The sequence below is a fragment of the Vibrio sp. 10N.261.54.A5 genome (assembly GCF_041471145.1).
GTDB lineage: Bacteria > Pseudomonadota > Gammaproteobacteria > Enterobacterales > Vibrionaceae > Vibrio > Vibrio crassostreae_C.
In genome coordinates, this window is the sequence record NZ_JBFRNU010000045.1 from 1 (window position 1) to 24432 (window position 24432).

The following is a 24432-nucleotide window of genomic DNA, read 5'->3' on the forward strand; positions in this document are numbered from 1 at the left end:
CCATATCATTAACAACGCCTGTCAGCATTAAAGAATTGCTTAAATTGCTTCTGTAAGGAGATAATCGTCATCGGCTTCACTATTGATGTAGGTAGTTTGTTTGGCGACGATTATCTGATCATAAATGAAGCCTTTTTTCTATCTAAATAAACAAGTTAGCTCTTAAGATCCTGTCTATGAACTAGGGTTAACTTATCTCTCTGTCACTGAATGGCCATTTTACTGCCCAGTAATCTCTAAAATACTCAATAAGCAGTTACATCTTATTGTTTTACTATTGAAGAGAGGGCTCATGGCTTGTAAACCACTTGCACTAATAATAACTGGACTATTATTAACGCCGAATTTTGCTAGCGCTAGGGACGATATTTCGAAATCTGAAAGCGATCAAGCAGCAGAACAGGCAGCAAAGGAACTTGCAAACCCAAACACAGCTTACGCTAGCCTTAATTTAAAGCTCCAGTATTCAGGTGGTTACGATGGTGGAGGGGACAGTTTCGCTACAGTATTACAGCCGACACTGCCGTTTCCCATGGATAACGGCGATAAAGTGATCTTCCGCCCGGCCATCTCTTATGTACAGAACGATTTCCATGTGGACGCACCAGCAAGCTCGCAACACACGGAGCAGTCAGGCTTTACAGACATCTCATTTGATTTAGCTTATGCGCCTAAAATGGAGGGCGGTACTATTGTCGCGTTCGGTATCTTTGCTTCGTTGCCAACGGGCAGCAGTGACTTAACAGCGGATCAATTTGCTGTCGGACCAGAGTTTATGGTCGGGAAAGCGAGTAGCGAGCGAGTTGTCGGTATGTTCCCAAATCACTTGTATGGTGTTTCTGGAGACGGAGCCGACCACTCTGATACTCGAATCAACAAGACATCGACACAAGTGTTTTGGGTAGAGATATTAGGAGGTGGTTGGACGGTGGGCTCTGCACCAACATTCTCGTACGACTGGAATAAGGATCTGGCGGAAATTCCGTTAAACATCAGTGTTAGTAAAACAACGGTTCTGAATGGACGCCCTTGGAAGTTTGGCATTGAAGCGAACTATTACCTTGAGAAAGACGAAAAAACGCGTCCAGATTTTATGTTGAGCTTTAATATCAGCCCTGTGGTGGAAAATAAACTGACATCTTTGTTCGATTAAGCCGTTATTTGAAATACAGTTTTAGAAACGAAAAAGGCTGAACGATCATCGTTCAGCCTTTGGTGTTATTGGATTAAGCGATTCTATTAACCAGCAGCAACTTGCATGATTAGGCCACAGATGTAAGCGCCGTATGTACCGAGTGCGTAACCAAGTACAGCCATTAGAATACCTACTGGAGCTAATGCTGGGTGGAACGCTGCCGCTACGATAGGAGCCGATGCAGCACCGCCGACGTTAGCTTGGCTACCTACTGCCATGAAGAACAGTGGTGCACGGATTAGCTTTGCCATCACAATCATGATAATCGCGTGGATGGTTAACCAAGTGATACCGATGAAGAAGTAGCCTGGGTTATCCAAGATAGCTGTGATATCCATCTGCATACCAATAGTGGCAACTAGGATGTAGATGAATGCAGAGCCCACTTTAGATGCGCCACTGTGCTCAAGGCTGCGTGTTGATTTGAAGCATGAAGCAATGAGTGCAAACGTAGTCACCATTACGATTAACCAGAAGAATCCAGAAGTCAGGCTGTATTGCGCCAGTTCAGGAGCATTAGTTGAGATCCATGGTGCGATAATGTCGCTAAAGAAGTGTGCTAAGCCCGTAAGGCCAAACGCAATCGCAGTGATCTTCATTAGATCCGTTGTCGTCGTCGGACGCGCGTTTTCTTCTTGGTACTTAGATACGGTTTCTTTTAGGTCTTCGATAGATGAAGTATCGGCTTTTAACCATGCATCAATCTTCTTCTGACGACCTGCCATGATAAGCAATATTGCCATCCAAATATTGGCACAGATTACGTCCACAGTAATCATCGCAGAGAACAACTGATCGTCAACTTCAAATACTTCTTTCATTGCAGCTTGGTTTGCACCGCCGCCGATCCAAGAACCAGCCACCGTTGTTAGACCACGCCATACATCACCCGATACAAGGCCAGGATTTATTTGGTCGATGATCAAGATAGCCAATGGGCCGCCAATGATAATACCGACAGTACCGGTTAGGAACATGATGACGGCTTTTGAACCTAGTCCAAAGATCTTGCGCAGATCTGCAGAGATGATCAGTAGAACGAGTGCACTCGGAAGTAAGTAACGGCTTGCAACAAAGTACAGTTTAGAATTCGAAGCATCGATTATGCCGAAGCTGTTTAATAAAGAGGGAACAAAGTAACAAAGCAATAGACCCGGAACGAACGAGTAGAATTTTTTCAGTGCGCTATTTTGGCTACTTTCCGTGATAAAAACACCGCCAAGAATAACAGCTAACATGCCCATTATTACAGCATCATTAGTAATCATTATTATATCTCCTTTAAGGTGAGCGCAGAGGTCTCACTTTTTGAATTGCAGGACTATACCGACAACCGCCATTCGTTACAAATTGTAACGCTAGACATACTTTGAAATGTTTGTGTTAATTTTGATGGTTTGAATTTGTGAATGTCGTGCGTTAATTATTTGATTAGTGAATGAATCTGTTAGGGCTTTTGCGGCGTATTTCGATATATGCAATGTAATTCAAGCCTTAGAGAGTGGTCGCTAAGAATTGGGTGGGTGCTTGAATGGTAGGAATGAGTGCATATATAGCCATGTTTATGGTGTGGTTTATGCAGGGGTGGAATGTTTAAATAATGTAAAAATTGAATCCACTTTTGCTATGTGGTCAGAAATTAAAAATCTTAGCTAGATCACACAAATCTCTCGGATTACGAGTGTCAGCACCTGATACTTATGCTCATTTGAGGTTTTGTCGGGGTTAAATGAAAGAAAAAGCGGCTTAAATAGCCGCTTTTGATGCTTGAATAGCATGGTTATCTAGAGCTGTAGTCTAGATTCTGCTTAAGACTCTTCTTCCTCAAAGCCATCTGCATAACCTTTCGGTGGAGGTGTCCAACCACGTTCAGAACGAGAGTGTTTGTCTGAACGGTCTTTTTTCATATCTTCTTTCATTGCTTCTTCAAGGTGAATGAAGATTTGTCGGTAGTTGTTGTCGTAGCGTGGGTTCTCTTCCGCTTCAGACCAAGCTTGGTAAAGCTTTTCAGACTTACGGCTCTCAACGCGTTGATAAGTCGATTTTTGCTGCTCGACGAAGAATGGGTGATGACCCAAAGAACGCAAGGCTTCAGCGCCCATTTCAAGAGCAGAATGGTAGGTCTCTGATTCAACAAAGTCTGCCCCCGCTTCTCTTAGGCGATAACTATGACCTCGGTCGAATGCGCGGGCTAAGATTTTCACTTTAGGGTAGGTGTGTTTAACGTATTTCACTAATTCAACGCTTGGGTCTTGGTTGTCGATTGCCACTACTAGCATCGCGGCTTCTTCGATTCCGGCGGTATGCAATAAGTCGTGACGAGTCGCATCACCAAAGTAAGATTTGATATTGATAGAGCGCAGCAAGTCTACTTGGTTCGCTTGGTGATCCAGAACCACCGTATTGACATCGTTCGACACCAACAAGCGGTTAACGATTTGACCGAATCGACCAATGCCCGCAATGATTACGGTGCCTTTCTCTTCTATGGTATCTTCTTCGCGGTCGTTAGATTTTTGTTCGTAACGAGGAAGAATCACTTTATCAAATAGAATGAACAGCCCTGGTGTTAGGAACATTGAAAGTGCCACAACCAGCGACAATGTTTGGACGATGTCAGCAGGTAATACGTGGTTTTGAGCTGAGAAGCTTAGTAGTACAAAACCAAACTCACCGGCTTGCGCCAAGCTCAGTGTAAACAGCCAACGGTCACTGTTTTTGATTTTGAATATCAATGCCAACGTAAATAGCACCAAGGCTTTAAGAAGCATAACGCCAAGGGTGAGGCCAATGATCAAACCAAAGTCGTTGAATAGAACATCAAAGTTAATGCCTGCACCTACGGTGATGAAGAACAAGCCAAGTAGCAGCCCTTTAAACGGGTCGATATTGGACTCAAGTTCGTGGCGGAATTCACTGTTCGCTAAAACCACACCCGCAAGGAAGGTACCCAAAGCCGGAGATAGGCCGACTAGGCTCATCAGTGCAGCAATGCCAATCACCAACATCAGTGCGGTTGCAGTAAAGATTTCACGCAGGCCTGAGCTTGCCACGAAGCGGAACAATGGACGACTCAAGAAGTGTCCGCCGACCACAACAATCGCAATAGATGCTGTGATCACAAGGCCATAAGCCCAACCGGGTAGGCCAGCGACGAGGCTTAACTCTTCATGGTGATCAGAAGCCGAAGCAACCGCGCTTTGTGCAGCTTCAATTAATTCTGGCAAGGCTAATAGAGGGATAAATGCCAACATAGGAATGACGGCAATATCTTGGAACAGTAGGACTGAGAAAGCGTTCTTTCCGCCTTCTGTTTTGGATAGCCCTTTTTCGTTAAAGGTTTGGAGTACAATCGCGGTAGATGACAGTGCGAAGATCAAACCGATAGTCAGTGCGATCGTCCAAGGCTGCCCAAAGAACAGAGCAATACCCATTACAATCGCGGTAGTACCACCAACTTGCAGGCCACCCAGCCCCATAAGTCGGTTCCTCATTGCCCAAAGCATCTTAGGTTCAAGCTCAAGGCCGACTAAGAACAGCATCATAACCACACCGAACTCGGCAAAGTGTTGGATCGTTTTGGTCTCTTCACCTACCAGACCAATGATTGGGCCAATCACAACACCAGCAATGAGGTAACCCAATACAGAACCAAGGCCAAGTCTTTTGGCAATAGGCACGGCAATAACTGCTGCGACTAAGTAGATAAATGCTTGTAGAAAATATCCCGTCATTATTTAACCTCTGCCATTAGTTCTTCTACGTAGTGGTTGAGTTTTTCTGCTTTGCTGGCTTTCTTGATATTGATCTTGCCAGCAACTAACGCCTCTAACAGCACTTTATAGCTATCGACATGCTCTTGAATGCGGTTTTCTTCCAAAGCGGTACGCGAGCCAAATAACGCAAAGGGCGCGAGATAGTTCATCCCGCACAGAGAAGCGGTTTGTTCGATTGGGTGAAGCAGTTCTCGAATCGTGAAATGGTTGTAACCATCACTTTGGTAGGCATCTTTTTTACCTCCTGCAGTAATGCTACATAACAATTTCTTACCCTGTAGTTCATTGCCTTCGGCGCCGTAGGCGAAGCCGTATTCAAGAACAAGGTCTTGCCACTCTTTAAGAATTGCCGGTGTTGAGTACCAATACAAAGGGAACTGAAAAATGATGATGTCATGGTCTAACAGGCGTTTCTGTTCACGGTCGATGTTGATTTTAAATGTCGGATACTCGGCATAGAGATCGACACAGGTAACACCGTCAACGCGTTTGGCTTGTTCAAATAAGGGTTTGTTTGCTTCAGAACGATGTTGAGAAGGGTGAGCGAATAGCAGCAAGACTCGATTTTTCGACATATAGCCCTCTTTGTCCATTAACGAATAATATTTATTGGAATTATAGATATACAATAATAGAAGAATGGTTGAACAACAACGAATTAGCCCATACTTATCTATCTAGATGCGTGTGTTTTTAGGTACTTAATTATATAAAACATCCGTCAATTTGAGTATTTCTGGCACAAGCCGCCGATGACTGAGTAAAACTAATTATTCACGAATAGTAAAAGCGAATATGGGCATTTTATGTCACCGTTGGTGGGTAACGTAAATAATCCAATAACCCTACATAGAACGATAATGAATAAAGGAAAAACTATGAGCATGGACTTGCGTCAACAATGTGATTTGTTGCTTTCCGGTCACCTAGAACCGACTCCAGCACAAACATTCGCTCAGATGGCTGAATGGTGTGAGACACACAATGTGAGCCATGATAGCTACGGCGATGGTGAGTTTATCGAGAGCTTCGAAAACAAAGTCGCGGAACTGCTAGGTTATGAAGCGGCTGTATTTGTGATTACTGGCACCATGAATCAACCAACAGCATTAGAAATTGCGTGCCAAGAGAAAAGAAACCCAGTAGTGGCGATGCATGAATCGAGTCATATTATGCGTCATGAACGCCAAGGGTATCAGCTCCAAAACCGATTCAACGTACTTCCCGTTGGCAACGTATTTCGCACTTGGAATGTTGATGACTTAAAGGCGTGGCCTGATGAGATTGCAGCCGCTCTATATGAATTACCCATGCGTGAAATCGGCGGCCAATTACCAGAATTGGATGAGCTTGAAGCGATCAAGCAGTACTGCAAAGAACAATCAATTCACCTTCATATGGATGGTGCGCGTTTGTGGGAATGCGGCGCCTATTACCAAAAGTCATACAGCGAGATTGCTCAGGGCTTCGATAGTGCTTATGTTTCGCTGTACAAAGGTCTCAATGGCCTTGGTGGTTCGTTATTGTTGGGCGATAAAGCCTTTGTAGCGAAAGCATCTGCGTGGATGAAGCGCCAAGGTGGCAATGTTTATCACCGAACGCCTTATGTGGTTTCAGCAGCAATGCAGTTTGATGAGCGATTAGAGTTGATGCCATCACTGTTTGAGCGAACAAAACAGATCTACCAAATCTTATTAGACTATCCTCAGTTCACTGTTAATCCGCAGCAACCGCAGGTCAACATGCTTCACCTATATTTACCTGTGAGCTATGAAGACGGCATTATTGTGAGAGATAACATAGCGAAGAAACACAAGATTTGGATAGGAAACCCAGCGATAAGCGAGTTGCCAAACCAATGTAAGATTGAATGGTATGTAGGGGATAACCTACTAAATCTGCCTGATCATGAGCTGATAGACATTCTAGATTTTATTAGCGAAGAGCTGATTTGATTAACGAAGAGCTGAGTTGATTACAGAAGAGCTGGCTGAAGAATAACTGATCTAATTGGAACTGAAATGGATACAGGAAAGGGTTCTTATATCCATTTATATAGCTAGGATGTCCGGCTCTGTTACATATACTGGTTGATGTACACATCAACTAAGAACATGAACACTGGAACAGTGCTGAGAAGTCCGAAGAAGACGATTGGCACCCAGTTTTTCATTTTCTTTTTAGGTTGCTCAGTGTTATTCATAAATTCGGCCTTAAATTCGTTGTTGAGTCTGTTTAGCTTTTTGGTACTAAAAATCTAAGTGTATGGTATCAAATAAATGGGTTTAGCCCTATGTAGATTTAGAGAACCGTGGTGTATATCAATCACATAAAATGTAAGTGATTCATAAACGGTTCATAAAGGTTCAACAATAATGAACCTATTAGAACAATCATTGCCTTACTCGGCATATTAAATAAATAGCATTCAAAGATTTGGAGAATACAGAATGAAAACAATAGGAAACATCATTTGGTTTCTGTTCGGTGGCGTATTTATGGGACTAGCTTGGTGGTTCTTCGGACTGCTCGCATTCCTAACCATCGTTGGTATTCCATGGGGTAGAGCATGTTTTGTTATGGGTAACTTCTCATTCTTCCCATTTGGTCAGGAAGCGATTTCGCGTGATGAGCTAACCAATGAAATGGACATCGGCACGAGCCCGCTAGGTGTGATTGGTAACGTTATTTGGTTCTTATTTGCGGGGATCTGGTTGGCGATTGGTCACATCATGTCAGCAGTAGCGTGTTTCATTACTATTATAGGTATTCCGTTTGCGATTCAGCACCTTAAGCTCGCGGTTATCTCATTGGCGCCAATCGGTAAAACCGTTGTCGACAAGCGTGAAGCAGAAGCGGCACGAGTAAGAAACTACAAGGGTTAAGACTACAGTTTAAGCCTATATAGAACTGAAAAAGCACATCACATGATGTGCTTTTTTGTGCCTCGTTTTCTATCTAACGATGCCCCAATCTCACAAACACTCACTAGACATTGTTGAACAAGACTTCAAGCCTAAGGGTGATGTTGGCTTCTTCGGTGTGTTTCTCATGAGGTTCTCGTTCCCATTGATAACGAGGGATGAGTTCGTAGAACAGCCACTCTTTCCATACGTTTTGTCGGTAGGTAACCGAAACCTGAGCGTATTCGTAATGATTATGAGGCTCATCCGTTGCATTAATCGTGGCGCTATATTGAAGTGCTTGGTCTTGGGCAAGGTAGTGATACAAGGTTAGCCCTGTACCATAGTTCCAACCTTTAAGGTCGTCGTTATATCCTGCAAAGCTTGACCATCGAGCCAAGAAATCATCACTTAAAGAAAGATCAAAGTCGATGTCGGTGATCTCACCAGTCTCTTGTTTTTCTTGATATACACGTTGGGTCAGCCTGAATACTGCATCTGTGGTGAGCGGGTAGGTAAAACGATAGCGAGCCTCTATTCTTGGGCGTAATGTCGCTTTGATATTGAAACTACTGTAACCCTTGGCATAGGCGTCATAACGAAGGCCAAGTGCATTCTCTAACTCTTCAGAATCTTGTGGGAAGAAGTCTAAGAATTCTTCATCGCCAACAGACTCGTAGATTAGCTTAAGCCTTTTGCTGACAAAGGGTAAATGCAGGCGTGCGTTGAGCTTGGTGGAATAATCCACGTCACCGCCCTCAGAATAGATGAAATCATTATACCAACGTACAGAGGTTCCGGCTCTGGCGTCCTCGGTAATACGGTCATCCACAAAGAAGTTATCGAACCATATTGCGGGCTGACAAAACTTGCTGTTTAGGTAGTGGCAAGCTTTTTCGACGCGCGTGTCTTCTAACGGTTGGCTGTGACACTCATCCTGTTCCTCCGCGAAGGCAGAGTGGGAAACGAGCGATGCTAATAATGAGGAGTTAACTATCCAACGACTCAATGGAACCTGTTTGTCATTCTATGTATCAATAGTTTGACTATAACTAAGCAGTTATGACAATGCGACTTTTAAAGAGATTTATCTTAATCAGTGGCTATTCAAAACAGAGACTTGAATAACATATGGCAGGTAAAGAAAACGGGCTCAGTAGGTGAGCCCGTTTGTCGATAAGTTTATAAGTGACTTAATGGCAGATTACATTGCCGCTTCGAAGATCGCTGAGATCTCTTCGTGGGTCGCTTGTTTAGGATTAGTGAAACCACAAGCATCTTTCAGTGCGTTATCAGACAGCGTTGGGATGTCTTCTAGTTTCGCACCAAGTTGCGCGATACCTGTTGGGATGTTCACGTCGTTTGCAAGTTGAACAATCGCGTTGATCGCAGCTTCTGCGCCTTGTTCAGCTGTCATGCCTTCAACGTTAACGCCCATTGCTTTTGCAACATCACGTAGACGCTCAGGACAAACTTGCGCGTTGTAGCGTTGAACGTGTGGTAGCAAGATAGCATTACACACACCGTGTGGAAGATCGTAGAAGCCGCCTAGCTGATGCGCCATCGCATGAACATAACCTAGTGACGCGTTGTTGAACGCCATACCCGCCATGAACTGTGCGTAAGCCATTTGTTCACGTGCTTCAATGTCTTCGCCGTGCGCTACTGCCGTTCTTAGGTGAGCTTGTACAAGTTCAATGGCTTTAATCGCTACAGCGTCTGTAATTGGTGTCGCTGCGATAGAAACGTAAGCTTCGATTGCGTGTGTTAGCGCATCCATACCTGTTGCAGCAGTCAGTGATGCAGGCTTAGCAAGCATTAGTTCAGGATCGTTTACTGAAATAAGCGGTGTTGTGTGCTTATCAACGATAGCCATCTTAATGTGGCGCTCTTCATCAGTGATGATGCAGAAACGTGTCATTTCAGATGCAGTGCCAGCCGTGGTGTTGATAGCGATAAGAGGCATCATTGGCTTTTCAGATTGGTCTACGCCTTCGTAGTCTGCAATCTTGCCGCCGTTAGAAGCAACCAGAGCAATGCCTTTTGCACAGTCGTGTGGAGAACCGCCACCTAGAGAAACAACGAAATCACAATCGTTGTCAGTCAGCAATTCAAGACCATCGTTAACGTTCGTGATGGTTGGGTTTGGTTGAGTGCCATCGAATACAACTGCGTCTACGCCTCGCTGGCTAAGAAGGTCTTGTACCTGCTTAACTACACCAATTTGATTCAAGATCTTATCAGTTACGATCAGACCTTTTTTAAAGCCTTGAGACTGAATACTATCAGCAGCATCCTTCAGACAGCCAGTACCCATGAAGTTGATTGTAGGGATGTAAAATGCAGTAGACATTGGAAAACTCCGTTAATTATGATTTTTAATTTCCTACATGTTGTCGGCATTCAAGTGGTCGACCATTGATCTGGAACAACTTTGAATTCGAACTACCACTTTGTGGCTAGTCGTTGTGATAGGGCTCATATAGCAATCGTTTTCATGGTTTTTGGCTGTGTTGATTGTCAGTAATAGATCGCGATAAATCGACTAAATTAGAGACAGTATGGAGCTCTATAACAATGAAAAATAAGGTTTTTCATTGAAAACTCTTCTAGTTAGGCTGGTGTCGACGTTTTATCTGAGTCATCGCTGCATTCAATTTCAGGTTCTTGTGACTCTTCAGAATCAAGCGTGTCTTCTGACTCCTCGTCATAGTATTTGACAAGAAAAGGGGTAAGCATGACAGACGATGGTAAAAAGTGCTTCATAGTACCTCCCGGTACCTAAGTGTATTTATTGTATGGTATTGGTTTAATATGTGGCAAAATTTGCGATACATCATGACTTGTGGCTTGTTTTCTATAAATTATTAGAACTATATTCAGGCTCACAAAATTGGTAGTAGAATGAACATCTGGTCTTTGAGCCAATGAACAACTAAAGATAAACGCAGCTCAACAGCGTGATTAATAGGAAATAAAATGAAGTACGACTGGATATTCTTTGATGCAGATGAAACCTTGTTCCATTTTGATGCTTATCAGGGAATGAAGCTGATGTTTTCTCGTTTTGGTGTGGACTTCAACGAACAGGATTATTCCTTTTATCAAGAAGTTAACCTACCACTATGGGTAGACTATCAAGATGGTCGCATTACGGCTGATCAACTGAAACACACGCGCTTCGAAAGCTGGGCTGAGAAATTAGAGACAACAACCGCTGCTTTAAACAGTGCATTCTTAACAGCGATGGCGGATATCTGCTCTTTATTACCGGGTGCACAAGAGTTGATGGAGTCTTTAAAAGGCAAAGTGAACATGGGCATCATCACTAACGGTTTTACAGAGCTGCAGTCAATTCGTTTAGAGCGTACAGGAATGACGGATTACTTTGAGCACGTGATAATTTCTGAAGAGGTTGGGGTAGCCAAACCGGATGCACAAATTTTTGAATATGCCCATAAGCTGATCGGGTTACCATCTAAGCAACGAGTATTGATGGTCGGAGATAACCCACATTCCGATATTCTAGGCGGATTAGATTTTGGTATTGAAACCTGTTGGTTAAATAGTCAAGAAAAGGCAACGCCAGCCGGAATTAACCCTCATTATCAGGTTAAGTCTCTGGCTGACCTGCAAGCTCTTTTACTAGCATAATTGCTAATTGCTAATTGCTAATTGCTTTTAGATTTTTGAGTGAATGATTGATAGCCGAGTACAGTTATGTGCTCGGCTACTTATTTTTACTTACTGCAACTTATCGATAGTGGCGTTTAAGCCTACCTTTGCTTTAAGCTCGCTTTGATTACCCCATTACAATAAAAATAAGGAAGAGGCGTGCTGAAATCTCATCGCCATAGCTGCTACGGCATTGCTGCCATTTTACTTTGGAGCTGCTTAATCGCGCTGTCTCGTAGCGTATCAGAACAACTGGGCCCAATTGGTGGCGCCGCCAGTCTTTATACAGTGAGCTCACTGTTGTTGGTCTGTGTTATGGGGTTACCTAAGCTGTCGCGGTTTTCTAAGTCATACCTGTTGATTGGTGGTGCTCTGTTCGTTTGTTATGAGATCTTCTTAGCTCTGGCTTTAGGGATGGCAAACAACCGACATCAAGCCTTGGAAATGGCCGTTATCAACTACTTATGGCCTGCATTGACGGTGTTGTTCGCGGTATTGCTCAGCGATAAAAAGATTAACTGGTTGGTTTACCCAAGTATTTTCTTAGCCTTCTTTGGTGTGGCTTGGAGTATCAGTGGCGATCAGGGGCTTTCTGTTGATCAAATCGCTGCCAATATTGCCACCAACCCTAAAACCTATTCAATGGCGTTTTTCGGCGCGATTATTTGGGCGGTCTACTGTAATTACACTCAGAAAGTGGCGAAAGGACAGAATGCGATCGTGCTGTTCTTTATCGCGACTGCAATCACCTTGTGGATCAAATACGCATTGAGTAACGAAACCGGCATGGTGATGACAACCAGTGCTGCAATTGACTTAGTGTTAGCCGGTGTGTGTATGGGCGCAGGTTACGCACTTTGGAATACCGCGATACTTGGCGGCAATATGGTCTTCCTAGCGACCATGTCTTATTTCACGCCTATTTTTGCGACCTTACTGTCTTCTATGATTTTGGGTTTGTCACTGAGCATGACGTTTTGGCAAGGCGTTTGTATGGTGACGATTGGCTCTTTAGCTTGCTGGTGGGTAACCAGAGACAAAAAGCCGACGGTTACGGCGTCGGCTTCTAAAAAGGTTCAATCAGAGTCTTAGTTAACCAGAGGTTGATGGGTTAATTCTTGTTTTTTTTTAACTCTCGATTCTTAACTCGCGATATTGAGATTCAATTGGAGCTCATAAGGCATCTTCGATAAGCGTCGCTTAAGTTGGCGGCGCGTACGTTCAATATCATCGACCGCAATCGCTTGTTGGTCGTTGGTATGAATATCAACATTGATTCGTAATTCTGGACCAACCTTAGTCACACCCATCAGCTCCAAATCTTGCTCCGCTTCTTTGTCTACCGCGACAACGTTCTTATCTACCGCATCACAAATATCTTTGTTTGCCGACATCATAAGCAGTTCGCGCATCGCCTCACGTAACATGTCGAAAGGCACTTTGATGAAGTAGAAAGACATTAGCAACATCATCATTGGGTCGGCATACACTGCGTATTCTGCAAGCGGAGAAAAAGTAATTAACCAAGCCGCTACGAAACCCGCGGTTACCGCTACACTCAGTAGCGTATCCATTTGCCACTGTTTAGACTCAGCCTGAATCAGACCTGAAGAAATACGTTTACTCTTATTCGCGATGTACCACCAAGCGTAACCACAACCCAGTACGTTGAAAATACCAAACAGAGTTGCGATAGAAGCATCAACTTCACGGCCACCCGTCATTAGGGCACCAATCGCAGAGTAAAGTGAATAACCAACCACAAGAAGAATCACAACGGCTTTGATGGCAATAACAATCGGTTCGATAATTGCTCGACCAAACGGGAACTCAGTGTCCGAAGGGCGATTGATGTATTTCGAGGCAGCTAGTGACAATAAAGTTAACAGTAAGCTGATAAGAGAATAGACACCGTCAAATACTATGACCAGAGAGCCAACGAGAAGACCCAACACCAATCCGCCAATTGCGAAGCCTGATGCTAAAAGGGCTGAGAACAATAGTACTCGATTTTCGTTTTGGCTTTTCCTGTCACACATAATATTTTCCAGATGTTTTTGATAACTTCATTGTTCTAATAATGAGCTAACTTTACAAACTTTATCTGATGACGTTTATATGTATTATTTAAGTGAAATATATAAATGCTTTTAATTCAGTTGCTTAAGTTAAATTTAAGGTGTCAATAAAGTTGGCGTTGAGTGTTTTTTGGGATGGTGTGCAACTGAAATAGGATCGTTTATGATTAATAAAACACATCAGTCGCTGGGGTCTTATTGGTCTTCTAGATTTGACTGAGACTGCGACTGCGACTGCGATGGACAAGGAGTGAATCAATATGAAGTTTGACGATATCAGTGATAATGAGTTGTGGGCGATTGCTAACCCGATCATGGATAATCTGATGGATGGTTCAACTAAGGTTGATCATGAACAGCACTGTCGAGATTTTACTCAAAGGATGAAAGACATTGTTACGCCAGAATATTTAGAAAAGGTGTGTCACCATTATCAGCACAGTAATGGCTTTTTTGCTGAGCGTGAGCAAGTTGCTTTATTTAGACGTTCAGACTCCATCGCCTTTGTGTGGAAACAAGCTTACACCATCGCCAAAGGTGAGTTTGTCGCTGAAATGGTATTGGTTGAAGAAGACGGACGCTACTTAGTGGATCACGTGATGGTTTTCTAGAGCAAGACTTAAGTATGGAGTAAAAGTCGTCCGTCTAGAAATCAAACAAATAATCACTAAGCTGGTCGGCCAACCAATTCATTCCTGGGTGCTCTGCCATGCCAGCCGCGGTAAACATACAGTAGTCTTCTTGTGTTAAACCGTAGGTGTGTTTGATCACGGCAAGCTCTTGTTCACGCAGTAAATGGCGAATCAATGGCTCAGGCATTACGCCCCATGCTTCTTCACGTAGAATCGTATCCAACATAAAGTCGAAGCTAGAGAAGCCAATGTAACGACGCGAGAAGGGCTCAAGCTCAGGATTATCCTTTTCATTAAGATAAACCATGGTTGCTTGCATCGAATTTCTCAGTACTTCATCAGACACTCGTCGCATCGCACTCAAATCATGTCCTTTCTTACATACAGACATCATTCGAATCTTACCAAGCGGGTTGTAGATAATTCTTGGGTCATCGACACGTTCGTAATCGACGCCAAATGCGAAGTCGACTTGCTGAGTTTCAACCAAGTTAGCTAAGTCGCCGCTTGACGCGAGAACAAAGTTGAATGAGGTAGAAGGGTACTTGTTATTTAAGGCGTGAGATAAATCCTGCCACATTCCATCGGGTAGGGAGTCATCTCGTGCAATCCAAATTTCCGCGTTAAATTCGCCTGAAACATGCAAGCAGGTCTGTTTAATACGCGCTGCTGTCACCAACAAGCTTTCGCAATCTTTGTAAATGGCTTTGCCCGCTTCAGAAAGTTCAACGTGGTTTCCGCTGCGTACGAACAGCTCGACATCTAACTCTTTTTCCAAGGCTTTAATCGACATGCTGAGTTTGGTTCGGTTGCATTCTAGCTGGCGTGCAGCTTCAGACACTGATCCTAAATCAGCAACGGAACAAAAGGCTTGGACTTGAGAAAGGTTCATTTCATTTCCATATTGAGCGGGGGTCGGTGCATATTATCTGAATATTGTGCTGACTATCTTAGAAATAGTCCATCTTTGCATGATAACTCTATGACGAATTGACTAATTTGGTTTATTCTGGGGAAGTTCCGAACCTACAAGAAGTAAAGATGGAGGCCATGATGGCGAAACAATGGGACGAGTACGCCGTTGATTGGGATAAAGATCCCGCGACCGCAGTATTCGCACAGTCCGTATTTGACCAGTTAACACCGCTCGTTGATTTAAACGGAACCCGTGTCCTTGATTTTGGTTGTGGTACAGGACTACTCAGCCAGAAAATATCTCCTTTAGCAAAAGAGATCATCGCACTTGATATCTCTGAAGGGATGATTGAAGAGTTAGATAAGAAAGAGTTACCCAACGTTGAACCTGTTGTTGATCTTTTATCGCGCGGGCTTGCAGCGCAGCATCCAGCATTCAGAAACCAGTTTGACCTAGTGGTAGCCTCTTCGGTGTGTGGTTTTATCCCGAACCTACAAGACACAGTCAGTCTGATTTACACGCTGCTTGAAAACGACGGCACGTTTGTACACTGGGATTGGTACTTAGAGAACGACAGCGAAGACTACGGTGTAAGCCAACAGCGCTCAGAGAATGTATTGAGTGCAGCTGGCTTTGCAGTGGTTGAAGTATCAACGCCGTTCTCGATCAACACTCCACAAGGAGAGTTAAAGGTATTGATGGGTGTTGGACGCAAACAAGTGCTTCCTCATCTGTAATCCTGTGTATGCCTAGAGCTAGCCTCGGTAATGCTCATCTAAAATAACGAAACCCACATCAACGATCTTAAGGTCAGTTATGTGGGTTTTCTATTTTTAGTCGTTTGTGTTTCAAACAGGCGAGCCAGTGAGTGCTTTTAATATCTTTACTATCACTATCACTATCACTATCAACGCCAACACTGGCTTCTTTCTTCCCACTTCTTTCATAGATAAGCTAATTTCAGGCAATTAATAAATCACTCATTTCCATTTTGGAAATATAGTCTTGCATACATTTCATTAGTGGAAATGTAACAGTGAGATATAAAATAAGCCCATAATAATATTAAGGGTTTCATCATGAGCCACCAATCTGCTTCTCCACAACTTTCAGAGCAACAACAACGCTTTAGCAATATCATTTCAGATGCCCACCTGTCTCCAAAGCAGAAGTCGAGTTATCTTGCCTTAGAAGCTGAAGCAAGCTTGCCGTATATGCCGGTAAGCAACGAAGTAGAGCAAGCCCTACAACAAGGTGTGCTATGTGACATGTTTGAAGGGCATGCACCATTTAAGCCGCGCTATGTACTTCCAGACTATTCTAAATACTTACATCAAGGCTCAAAGTATTTAGAGCTTAGCGCGGCAACTAATTTCGATGAAGCATTGAACATGCTTACCATCCTTTACCACCATGTTCCGTCTGTGACATCAATTCCGGTATACCTAGGTCAGTTGGATGATGTACTGATGCCATTTATTGGCGACTTGACGGATGAGCAGGTATATCAAAAGCTTAAGCTGTTCTGGATTATGCTGGACCGCACATTGCCAGATGCCTTTATGCATGTGAATATCGGCCCGACCGACAACATTGTGTGCTGTACGATTTTGCGCGTAGACGCTGAACTGAAGCAGATCGCACCAAACCTAACCTTTATGTACGACCCTGATGTGACACCTGATGATCTACTTCGTCATGCGGCGAGCAACATCTGTGAATGCAGTAAACCACATATTGCAAACTATCCAGCGCATGCCGAGGCTTACGGCGATAAGCGTTTTGGTATTGTGAGCTGCTACAACTCTCTGCCGTTAGCGGGTGGTTCAAACACCTTGGTGCGTATGAACCTTAAGCAAGTGGCGTTGAAGTCTGAGGACAGTGCTGATTTCTTACAACAAGTATTGCCGAACTACAGTGGCATCATGGTTGAGTTGATGAACGTTCGAAGCCGCTTCTTGCATGAAGAGTCTAACTTCTTCGAAGGCTTCTTAACCAAAGAAGGTTTGATCGAAGAGGATCGCTTTGCGCCAATGTTTGGTATTTACGGCATGGCGGAAGCAGTCAACATCTTGTTGGAGAAAGAAGGTCAAGCAGGGCGTTATGGTCACGATGAACTGGCGAATCAGCTTGGTCATCGTATCTCTGAAAAGCTGGCTGAGATCGTTGAACGCTCTGAAGTGAAATATGGATTAGAAGGTAAAGCTCTGCTGCATGCTCAAGGCGGTATTAGCTTAGATGAAGATGTGACGCCGGGTGTCCGTATTCCTTATGGTACCGAACCGGATCCTGTCTCTTACGTTCGTGCAACCGCGGGTCACCATAAGTTCTACACCTCGGGCATCAGTGACATTCTGACCATCGACGAAACAGTGAAATCTAACCCTGAAGCGATGTTTAACCTGTGTAAAGGCGCGATTCAAGCGGGTTACCGAGAGTTCACGGCTAACGTTGCATCAAATGATTTGGTTCGTGTCACGGGTTACATGATTAAGCTATCTGACATTGCCAAATATGACGAGCAAGGCTCACGCACCAATACCACCTTTTTAGGTGCCGAAGCTGCGAAGAACACGGGCATATTAGAGCGTAAACCACGCGTGGCGAGTTTAGAGATGTCGCCGACATACGAATAGCTTTAACGTGTGTTATGCGTTTCGAATACGAACAATGTGAATTATGAAAATTTCTGATCTAACAACTCAAATGGCTAGGGTTAAAAATAATAAGACAGAAAAACAAGCGAAGGTCAGCCGTGTGCTGACCTTTTCTTGTGTTGATGGACCGGGAAATCGCCTAGTGCTGTTTCTACAAGGGTGCAATTTCGATTGTATAACCTGCCATAACCCACACACTATTAATCACTGTAACCATTGCGGAGACTGCATAAGTGGGTGTCCAAGCGGCGCATTAAGCTCTGTAGATGGTAAGGTGAAGTGGGATCCGGTCGCGTGTACCAACTGCGATCAGTGCGTCGATATTTGTGATCATAAGTCGAGCCCCAAAATCACCACGATGACGGTATCCGAGGTACTTGAACTGGTTAGGCATAATCAGTTCTTCCTGAGTGGTATCACCGTTTCAGGTGGTGAGGCGACCATGCAATTGCCGTTTATCATCGAGCTATTTCAAGCGATTAAAAGCGATCCGCAATTGGCACACTTAACGTGTTTTATTGACAGTAACGGCTCGTTGCCTCAACAAGGGTGGGAGCGAGTATTACCTTACCTTGATGGCGCGATGATTGACCTAAAATCATGGCAATCTGAAACACACCAATGGCTAGTAGGTAGAGGAAACCATCGAGTATTTGAAACCATTAACTACTTAGCAGATAAAGGAAAACTGCACGAAGTTAGGTTGCTACATATCCCAAATAAAAGCGATCTTGAGGACGAAATTGAACAAGTGGGGCGTTACTTGAAGACTCTACCAAGTGATATTCGAATTCGGCTGAATGCGTTTCAGCATCATGGTGTTATTGGCGACGCGTTAGATTGGCCGAAATGCACCGAAAAACAGATGCAGAGCTTTCACGATAAGCTCTACACCATAGTTCAAAGACCGATGCAAACTCCTGAGGTTTATACCTAGTCTTTAGATTTCTTAGGCGGTCAATCAGGCTTCTAAGAATGTTAACTTTCTAAAGATATTAAGTCTCTAAAAATATTAAGCTTCTAAAAACAGGTCACACAACCATTTGATCGCTTGATCATTCATGTTGGGTTTATTCCACACCAAGCTGTAAGCCACCTTACCGTAATCAAAAGGCAAGGGCTTGCTCACTAAGCCCTGAGCTTGTTTAGCATGCTCAGCCCACTGTTTAGAGCAAGTGAACAGGAAAGGTGTGTGGTGACACAACACAGCCGCAGCGCCGAAGTCCGCGACCGATATTGCCATCTCTCTTGGATGGTGGCATTGAACCAAGTTTTGTTCAAAGTAAGGCTGAGACAGTTCGTTATCTAAAATCCCAATGTGCTTGTAATCTAAGTAGCCTTCTACCGTCAGTTCTTGCTGAGCGAGAGGGTGGTGTGCGCCCATCAAACAAACCATTTCATCTGGAAGAATTGTTTCCCAAACCAGCTCTTTGTTATCGGTCGGCGGCTGAGATATATCATGAGGCAACAAGATCAAATTGACCTTGCCACTGAGTAAAGCATCGAAGCCGAGCTGTTGTTTCGAATAGATGTTGAGCTTCGCGCTTGGCGCGAGCTCAGTGGTAATTTTACTGATCTTAGAGGCAAATACTTCGAAGGTACTTTCACGCATCGAAAGTGAAAAACTGCCTTGGTACTCTTGAGGGGTAAAACTCTTTTGATGAAGCAGTCCATTCATGCTTGAAAGAATTGCGTGAACAGTGGGCGCTATCTTCAGAGCAAAGGGAGTCGGGATAAGCTTGGTACCATCTCGATAGAAAAGCTCATCATTCAGGATGTCACGCAACTGAGACAGGGTTTTGCTTACACTCGAAGGGCTGACACAGAGTTGCTCTGAGGTCTGAGTGACGCTGTGAGTGTTCAGCATAATATGCAGCGCAGTGAGGTGCTTAAGGCTCACCCTAGATAAGTGTAAGTAATCCATTTATGACTCACGCATTCAGGTTGGCTTGTGATTTTGCATGAACGACAAAACCGAACAAGCCAAATTGGATAAAGGTTATTTACGAGCTAGCTTATGGTGCGCTCTTGAAAAGTGGCCTGCGCAAAATGCGCCCACAATCGATAGTTCACCCGCTAAACACAGTACAGCACAAACTTCAGCGAGTGCTTGTGATTTACCGTTACCATGCAGCCCAAGTAAATCTAAACAGGCTTTTTGACTTGGCAAGCCGGTACCACCGCCGACAGTCCCAACCATTAAGTTAGGCAGTGTCACGCTAGCGTATAAACCGCCTTCTTTGTTGAGTTCCATACGCGTCATACCAATCGCTGACTCAGCGACACAGGCCGCGTCTTGGCCACAAGCGATATAGAGTGCCGCCAACGCATTCGCATAATGGGCATTGATACCGATAGTACCACTCAAAGCGCCACCGACTGTGGTCATTTGGCCAAACTGGACCATCTTCTCTGGTGTCGTGTGTAGGTACTTCGCGACAAGCTCTGCAGGGATATTAACCTCAGCAGTTACCTTTTTGCCACGAACGCTGCGCAAGGTTTGGGTATTGGCTTTCTTATCGCCTGACAAGTTGCCATCAAGGAAAGCGTGGTCAGGCTTAACTGGCGTATTTTCGATGATGTACTCAAACACGGCATTGGTTGCGATGGTCACCATATTCTGACCAGAAGCGTCTCCGGTTAGAAATTCGAACACCAAGTAAACATGGTTACCTTCGATGTTGATATTAATGTCGGTCAGCTTGCCGTGTGATGTTGTTGATTCTGCCAAGATCTTGAACTGGTCATACTGAGTCACAGCCCAAGCCACAAACTGTCCGGCTTCAACTAATCCTTGAAATGCAAAGCCAGGAGTACGTGTTACGCCTTCATTGAGCAACATAGCACTTGCGCCACCACAAGCCGTAATCAGCTTAGAACCACGGTTATAAGACGCGACAAGCGCAGCTTCTGTGGTCGCGAGTGGTACGAGGTAATCGCCCGTAGCAAATAGGCCATTGACTCTTAAAGGGCCAGATATTCCCACAGGGACTTTAACGGTGCCAATAAAGTGCTCAATGTTTTTCTCATAAGCTTGGAACTGACTTTGTGTATGAGGGTCGAGCAGTTCTTGCTGTGAATCTGCATTATCGAGCGCTGTCCAGCGACGTGTGAGATTCTTTTCTGTCAGGTAGGGGCTAGGTGTCAGCTTATTTACTGGCTTTTCAAAATGAGGCTGAAGCTTTTTTTCTAATTCGTCTGCGGAGATGTCGCCTCCTAAAATAGAAACATAGTCACGGCGATGCAGATTTAGTTTTGGCATAAATAGTATGAAGTAAAGTTTGTGCAGCAAATTGGTTTGCGCTGATTCTACCGAGTAATAAACCAGAAACAAGCGCCTGATATAATGAGTTACAGTTTGTGTGGTTGTTGAAGCAAAAAGCAGCGAAGTTTCGCGAAATATAGGCTGTATTTGAGCGAAATTTAGATATGAATGTCGAGAAGGCTACCGATGGCTTCGTTTTGACGATCAACCACACTTGCACCAACGCGGTTATAACTTGCGCTTTGTGTCAGTTTAATCAAGGAATCGGTTGAAGATGAAGCAGGTTCAGGTTCTTTGTCTTTAAAGGAAATGGCTTGTTCAGGCTCTATTTGATTAAAGCTGAGATCGCTAGCTTCGAAAGTGTCGTCGGATTCTAGAGCGTGTTTGGAGGCTTGGTTGAGCTCGATTGCGGCTTCTTCAGCCATGTTGGTGGATTGCTGAATAATGGCGTAACCAGATTGAATACCAGATATCGACATATCAGAACCTTTTATTGACATATGGAATGAGTCTAGGCGGACGATATTTTGAGCGCAATGGTGAACAGATGAAATTTACGGTGAAAATGTGAACTTAAGCTAAAATAGTGATGTCTGTCTATTAACTGAACAGGTCATTTAGCGCGTTTAATTCTTCATCAGTAAGCAAAGAAGGCTTCTCTGTTTCGAGGTTGCCGTCGATCTCACTCTGAAGTGCTTTTAATTGTTGTGGGCTAAGAAGCTGTATTTGCTGCTTAAATGCTTCAAATTGCTGTGTATTCATAGTGTGACCTTTGTTCAAATCCATATGCTCTTTAGAGCATAGCCTACTGATTCAGGAAATCAAACAAGATTAAGTGAATTTTAAATGATGTTTGAAGTTTCTTGAAACTAAGACAATTATAAATTCCTGTGGTCGTTTTTTGTCCGAGAAATGTTAGGCAAAGTTAAGGCTTGGTCAATCAAAGTCAGAAAATTCCTACAATGTAAAAACGCCTTCAACCCTTGTGGCACAAGGGTAGGTAAGTAATTTCTCTACCCAATTAGGGGTATGGGTAAAGCAATGTATAAATATTTGTGATGATCAAAAGATAAGCAATTGGCGTTATCTTTTTGTTTTTACGGTATTTTGTTTGTTGCTCAAGAAGCTTCTGTTTCAAACGACTTGTCGATCTTAACCTTAACTGCAAACTTGGTCGCTAAGGTATGCAGTTCTGGAAGCATTCGATAGATCAAATGGAGCTGTTGTAGAACCATTTTGACAGAATTCTCATCTTCTTCTCGCCATTCACTCAAACGTTTATCCAGCTCCGGGTCATAAGCGTTTTTCACTTCACAATGCTCTTTATGAGAATAGAGTTGATCATTTAGAGCGTCGAGATGCTGGTGGATTACTCTGTGCGCATCTAGCACCAGTTTGTGTGTCGCTTCATCATCAATACGCGTTCTGTGAGCACCCAGAGCCGAGATATAGCTAAGTAGAGCATGATTGAGTGTTAAGAATCGGAAGCTCTCATCTTCAGAGGTGCGGTACTTACCCGGTTCAACCAACATGCTACTGATCGCGGCAGTCAGGTTTGCATCATTATTATGCGCACTACGTCGAGCGATACGATAGTTTAGGCTATCTTTCTTACCGACACGGTATTGGCCGATGATCTGAGCGAGATAGTTCTTGTTGGAATCGAGCGCATCCGCCATCACTTTGTGCAGTCGCTTCGATTGCCAATCAGGCAACACATAAATGACAGCAAGCACGGCGAGAGCACAACCAATAAAGGTATCCGCTAACCTTGGCAATACTACAGCGTAGCCTTCACCTAATTGGTTAAAGCAGAAGAGCACAAGCAGTGTGATAAAGCCGGTCGCAAACCCGTAATTATTGATTCGAAACGCAAAGAACATCACGCCACTGATCACAATGAACACCAATTGGCTCTCTTGCGACGGGAAGAAGGTCAGTAAAGGTACTCCGATCAACAAGCCTGCGACCGTGCCAATGACACGTGCCGTCAGTTTTTGACGGGTTGCACTGTAGTTTGGCTGACACACAAACAGCGTTGTCAGTAGAATCCAGTAACCTCTTTCAATATCAAACCCTTGGATAATCCCATAGCCCAGCGTCAGAGTGATCGCCATACGAATCGCGTGGCGGAATAGCATAGAATCGGTGTGCAAGTTAGCTTTGATCTTGTGCCACATTGCCGTCAAAGTATGAGGGTTGGTATCGTCCAATACACCTTCTTCAATCTTCTCTGCATCTGGGTTGCTGATATTCGAGAGCTGTTTTTCAACGGTTGCTAGGTTATTGAATAAGTAATCCAACTGATTCAGCAGTGATTTCCATTCAGGGTTGTTCTGTTGGTGCAGGTGATTGAGCGATGACATCAGCTCATCAAGTGCCAATACAGACTTGTCACCATGCTGGTATTCAGCGCCAACTTTCAACGAGCTCGCCACTTCTTTACACGCAGTGGCCTGCGCTTCCAGTAGATACTTAAATCTAAACAACACGTCAGAGCGCTCAAAGTGTTTTGCTAGCTCTTGATAGCGATAGTGGCTAGAGCTGACGCGTTCATGAATATCTTGTGCGATGAAGTAGGTGTTAAGAAATCGGTCACTAGGGCCGTCAATGTGTCCGCGCTTAGAGCGATTAAGCAGCGTCGCTTTACACATGTTGAGTGCGTTAACGGTACTCGCGTTGAGTTTGGCTTCAATGATTCGGTGTGGCTGGGGAATCAAGTCAGAAACGGGGTAGAAGAGTTCCGCTTTTGAATCGATGTAGTTACCGATTTGATCGAATACCGTGGCTAAGTTTTGCTGCACGGGTTGCATTGGCCACACTATCTGCCAAATCATCGACATGAAGTAGTACCAAGCGGCGCCAGTTAACAGTAGAAGCGGTTGAAACCAAAGGTTGGTGCTCTCGTGTGCACCAAGCATGGTATAGATGGCAACCAAGAGAGAACCAAACGCGATACTCGCGTATTTAGGGCCAATTGCCCCGAGAATGATAAAAGAGAAGGTTGAAACAAAAAGCCCGATCGCGAACAGCCAAGGCGTATCGAAGAGAAGCTCAATAGAGAAAGCCGCAACGGCGAAACAGATAAAGGTCAGCGTGAGTGCTTTCAAGCGCCCGGTAAAGCTGTCATCACTTTCCGCAAGAGCCGCAGCAATAACGCCTAAGATCAAAGGCGTGATCAGTGTGTTTTGTCCATAATACCAAGCAGGCACCACCACGCCGAGCAGAGTGATGAGAATTAATACGCTGTAATTTATGGTTTTATTCGCCCAATAGAGGCGTAATTTGGCTGAAAAGTCCACAGTCGCTCACTTGACACACTAAAAACCATAATC

At 44.1% G+C, this 24432-nt stretch carries 23 protein-coding genes; 9 read left to right on the forward strand and 14 right to left on the reverse strand.

The window, feature by feature from the left end:
- The first annotated feature begins 292 nt into the window (after positions 1 to 292).
- Positions 293 to 1153 (forward strand): hypothetical protein, encoded by an 861-nt coding sequence (locus AB4329_RS13825; protein WP_372123127.1) that lies wholly within the window; start codon positions 293 to 295, stop codon positions 1151 to 1153.
- An 86-nt stretch (positions 1154 to 1239) separates the two neighbouring features.
- Here AB4329_RS13825 and AB4329_RS13830 read toward each other — a convergent pair whose 3' ends face one another.
- From AB4329_RS13830 to AB4329_RS13840, 3 genes are all read right to left on the reverse strand, one after another.
- Positions 1240 to 2463: a DUF819 domain-containing protein gene (locus AB4329_RS13830; RefSeq protein WP_017071142.1), complete on the reverse strand. Its 1224-nt coding sequence runs from the start codon at positions 2461 to 2463 to the stop codon at positions 1240 to 1242.
- Between the two features lie 540 nt (positions 2464 to 3003).
- The gene (locus AB4329_RS13835) at positions 3004 to 4929 is read right to left on the reverse strand and encodes a monovalent cation:proton antiporter-2 (CPA2) family protein (RefSeq protein WP_372138562.1); all 1926 of its coding nucleotides are present in this window, start codon (positions 4927 to 4929) and stop codon (positions 3004 to 3006) included.
- Entirely contained in the window at positions 4929 to 5546 is a 618-nt protein-coding gene (locus tag AB4329_RS13840) for an NAD(P)H-dependent oxidoreductase (protein WP_102428337.1), read from the reverse strand. Before AB4329_RS13840 ends, AB4329_RS13835 begins: the two co-directional genes overlap by 1 nt.
- A gap of 303 nt (positions 5547 to 5849) precedes the next feature.
- Here AB4329_RS13840 and AB4329_RS13845 point away from each other — a divergent pair, with 303 nt between their 5' ends.
- Positions 5850 to 6926 carry a low specificity L-threonine aldolase gene (locus AB4329_RS13845; RefSeq protein ID WP_372138563.1) on the forward strand — a complete coding sequence of 359 codons (1077 nt, stop codon included), beginning with the start codon at positions 5850 to 5852 and terminating at the stop codon, positions 6924 to 6926.
- Between the two features lie 122 nt (positions 6927 to 7048).
- On the opposite strand, the gene AB4329_RS13850 is transcribed toward AB4329_RS13845, so the two are convergent.
- Positions 7049 to 7174, reverse strand: a complete 126-nt coding sequence (locus AB4329_RS13850) for a hypothetical protein (protein ID WP_017060906.1) — start codon at positions 7172 to 7174, stop codon at positions 7049 to 7051.
- A gap of 247 nt (positions 7175 to 7421) precedes the next feature.
- On the opposite strand from AB4329_RS13850, the gene AB4329_RS13855 reads away from it, so the two are divergent.
- Positions 7422 to 7856: a YccF domain-containing protein gene (locus tag AB4329_RS13855; RefSeq protein WP_004730224.1), complete on the forward strand. Its 435-nt coding sequence runs from the start codon at positions 7422 to 7424 to the stop codon at positions 7854 to 7856.
- Positions 7857 to 7959: 103 nt separating this feature from the next.
- On the opposite strand, the gene AB4329_RS13860 is transcribed toward AB4329_RS13855, so the two are convergent.
- The 3 genes from AB4329_RS13860 to AB4329_RS13870 form a co-directional block, all read right to left on the reverse strand.
- Positions 7960 to 8883 carry a hypothetical protein gene (locus AB4329_RS13860; protein WP_372138565.1) on the reverse strand — a complete coding sequence of 308 codons (924 nt, stop codon included), beginning with the start codon at positions 8881 to 8883 and terminating at the stop codon, positions 7960 to 7962.
- Positions 8884 to 9078: 195 nt separating this feature from the next.
- Complete coding sequence (yiaY, locus tag AB4329_RS13865; protein ID WP_048660391.1) at positions 9079 to 10227, reverse strand: L-threonine dehydrogenase; 1149 nt, start codon at positions 10225 to 10227, stop codon at positions 9079 to 9081.
- 260 nt (positions 10228 to 10487) lie between these two features.
- Complete coding sequence (locus AB4329_RS13870; protein ID WP_017060903.1) at positions 10488 to 10640, reverse strand: hypothetical protein; 153 nt, start codon at positions 10638 to 10640, stop codon at positions 10488 to 10490.
- Positions 10641 to 10853: 213 nt separating this feature from the next.
- Between AB4329_RS13870 and yjjG the strand changes: the two genes are divergently transcribed.
- A complete protein-coding gene (gene yjjG / locus AB4329_RS13875; RefSeq protein ID WP_017060902.1) occupies positions 10854 to 11528 on the forward strand; it encodes a pyrimidine 5'-nucleotidase in 675 nt (224 codons plus the stop codon).
- A 180-nt stretch (positions 11529 to 11708) separates the two neighbouring features.
- Complete coding sequence (gene yddG, locus AB4329_RS13880; protein ID WP_017060901.1) at positions 11709 to 12641, forward strand: aromatic amino acid DMT transporter YddG; 933 nt, start codon at positions 11709 to 11711, stop codon at positions 12639 to 12641.
- Positions 12642 to 12691: 50 nt separating this feature from the next.
- Here the strand turns inward: yddG and AB4329_RS13885 are convergent, their stop codons facing one another.
- Entirely contained in the window at positions 12692 to 13588 is an 897-nt protein-coding gene (locus AB4329_RS13885) for a cation diffusion facilitator family transporter (RefSeq protein ID WP_017064786.1), read from the reverse strand.
- A 299-nt stretch (positions 13589 to 13887) separates the two neighbouring features.
- Here AB4329_RS13885 and AB4329_RS13890 point away from each other — a divergent pair, with 299 nt between their 5' ends.
- Positions 13888 to 14238: a hypothetical protein gene (locus AB4329_RS13890; protein WP_017060899.1), complete on the forward strand. Its 351-nt coding sequence runs from the start codon at positions 13888 to 13890 to the stop codon at positions 14236 to 14238.
- 34 nt (positions 14239 to 14272) lie between these two features.
- Here AB4329_RS13890 and AB4329_RS13895 read toward each other — a convergent pair whose 3' ends face one another.
- Complete coding sequence (locus AB4329_RS13895; RefSeq protein WP_372138566.1) at positions 14273 to 15151, reverse strand: LysR family transcriptional regulator; 879 nt, start codon at positions 15149 to 15151, stop codon at positions 14273 to 14275.
- Positions 15152 to 15312: 161 nt separating this feature from the next.
- Here AB4329_RS13895 and AB4329_RS13900 point away from each other — a divergent pair, with 161 nt between their 5' ends.
- The 3 genes from AB4329_RS13900 (at position 15313) to AB4329_RS13910 (ending at position 18769) form a co-directional block, all read left to right on the forward strand.
- Positions 15313 to 15912 carry a class I SAM-dependent methyltransferase gene (locus AB4329_RS13900; RefSeq protein WP_004730240.1) on the forward strand — a complete coding sequence of 200 codons (600 nt, stop codon included), beginning with the start codon at positions 15313 to 15315 and terminating at the stop codon, positions 15910 to 15912.
- 342 nt (positions 15913 to 16254) lie between these two features.
- The gene (locus AB4329_RS13905) at positions 16255 to 17811 is read left to right on the forward strand and encodes a YjjI family glycine radical enzyme (RefSeq protein ID WP_372138568.1); all 1557 of its coding nucleotides are present in this window, start codon (positions 16255 to 16257) and stop codon (positions 17809 to 17811) included.
- A gap of 43 nt (positions 17812 to 17854) precedes the next feature.
- Positions 17855 to 18769, forward strand: coding sequence for a YjjW family glycine radical enzyme activase (locus AB4329_RS13910; protein WP_372114235.1), 915 nt, complete (start codon positions 17855 to 17857; stop codon positions 18767 to 18769).
- 75 nt (positions 18770 to 18844) lie between these two features.
- Here the strand turns inward: AB4329_RS13910 and AB4329_RS13915 are convergent, their stop codons facing one another.
- The 5 genes from AB4329_RS13915 to yccS form a co-directional block, all read right to left on the reverse strand.
- Positions 18845 to 19756 (reverse strand): LysR family transcriptional regulator, encoded by a 912-nt coding sequence (locus AB4329_RS13915; protein ID WP_372138570.1) that lies wholly within the window; start codon positions 19754 to 19756, stop codon positions 18845 to 18847.
- A gap of 75 nt (positions 19757 to 19831) precedes the next feature.
- Positions 19832 to 21094 (reverse strand): hydroxymethylglutaryl-CoA reductase, encoded by a 1263-nt coding sequence (locus tag AB4329_RS13920; RefSeq protein WP_372058274.1) that lies wholly within the window; start codon positions 21092 to 21094, stop codon positions 19832 to 19834.
- A gap of 161 nt (positions 21095 to 21255) precedes the next feature.
- Positions 21256 to 21576 (reverse strand): hypothetical protein, encoded by a 321-nt coding sequence (locus AB4329_RS13925; protein WP_017060893.1) that lies wholly within the window; start codon positions 21574 to 21576, stop codon positions 21256 to 21258.
- A gap of 121 nt (positions 21577 to 21697) precedes the next feature.
- Positions 21698 to 21883 (reverse strand): hypothetical protein, encoded by a 186-nt coding sequence (locus AB4329_RS13930; protein ID WP_065584591.1) that lies wholly within the window; start codon positions 21881 to 21883, stop codon positions 21698 to 21700.
- 332 nt (positions 21884 to 22215) lie between these two features.
- Positions 22216 to 24399 (reverse strand): YccS family putative transporter, encoded by a 2184-nt coding sequence (gene yccS / locus AB4329_RS13935; protein WP_102332913.1) that lies wholly within the window; start codon positions 24397 to 24399, stop codon positions 22216 to 22218.
- Positions 24400 to 24432: the final 33 nt, after the last annotated feature.

Coding starts and splice junctions, on each gene's coding strand:
- AB4329_RS13825 (WP_372123127.1), top strand. CDS start 293: ATGGCTTGTAAACCACTTGCACTAATAATAACTGGACTATTATTAACG.
- AB4329_RS13830 (WP_017071142.1), bottom strand. CDS start 2,463: ATGATTACTAATGATGCTGTAATAATGGGCATGTTAGCTGTTATTCTT.
- AB4329_RS13835 (WP_372138562.1), bottom strand. CDS start 4,929: ATGACGGGATATTTTCTACAAGCATTTATCTACTTAGTCGCAGCAGTT.
- AB4329_RS13840 (WP_102428337.1), bottom strand. CDS start 5,546: ATGTCGAAAAATCGAGTCTTGCTGCTATTCGCTCACCCTTCTCAACAT.
- AB4329_RS13845 (WP_372138563.1), top strand. CDS start 5,850: ATGAGCATGGACTTGCGTCAACAATGTGATTTGTTGCTTTCCGGTCAC.
- AB4329_RS13850 (WP_017060906.1), bottom strand. CDS start 7,174: ATGAATAACACTGAGCAACCTAAAAAGAAAATGAAAAACTGGGTGCCA.
- AB4329_RS13855 (WP_004730224.1), top strand. CDS start 7,422: ATGAAAACAATAGGAAACATCATTTGGTTTCTGTTCGGTGGCGTATTT.
- yiaY (WP_048660391.1), bottom strand. CDS start 10,227: ATGTCTACTGCATTTTACATCCCTACAATCAACTTCATGGGTACTGGC.
- AB4329_RS13870 (WP_017060903.1), bottom strand. CDS start 10,640: ATGAAGCACTTTTTACCATCGTCTGTCATGCTTACCCCTTTTCTTGTC.
- yjjG (WP_017060902.1), top strand. CDS start 10,854: ATGAAGTACGACTGGATATTCTTTGATGCAGATGAAACCTTGTTCCAT.
- AB4329_RS13885 (WP_017064786.1), bottom strand. CDS start 13,588: ATGTGTGACAGGAAAAGCCAAAACGAAAATCGAGTACTATTGTTCTCA.
- AB4329_RS13890 (WP_017060899.1), top strand. CDS start 13,888: ATGAAGTTTGACGATATCAGTGATAATGAGTTGTGGGCGATTGCTAAC.
- AB4329_RS13895 (WP_372138566.1), bottom strand. CDS start 15,151: ATGAACCTTTCTCAAGTCCAAGCCTTTTGTTCCGTTGCTGATTTAGGA.
- AB4329_RS13900 (WP_004730240.1), top strand. CDS start 15,313: ATGGCGAAACAATGGGACGAGTACGCCGTTGATTGGGATAAAGATCCC.
- AB4329_RS13905 (WP_372138568.1), top strand. CDS start 16,255: ATGAGCCACCAATCTGCTTCTCCACAACTTTCAGAGCAACAACAACGC.
- AB4329_RS13910 (WP_372114235.1), top strand. CDS start 17,855: ATGAAAATTTCTGATCTAACAACTCAAATGGCTAGGGTTAAAAATAAT.
- AB4329_RS13915 (WP_372138570.1), bottom strand. CDS start 19,756: ATGGATTACTTACACTTATCTAGGGTGAGCCTTAAGCACCTCACTGCG.
- AB4329_RS13920 (WP_372058274.1), bottom strand. CDS start 21,094: ATGCCAAAACTAAATCTGCATCGCCGTGACTATGTTTCTATTTTAGGA.
- AB4329_RS13925 (WP_017060893.1), bottom strand. CDS start 21,576: ATGTCGATATCTGGTATTCAATCTGGTTACGCCATTATTCAGCAATCC.
- AB4329_RS13930 (WP_065584591.1), bottom strand. CDS start 21,883: ATGGATTTGAACAAAGGTCACACTATGAATACACAGCAATTTGAAGCA.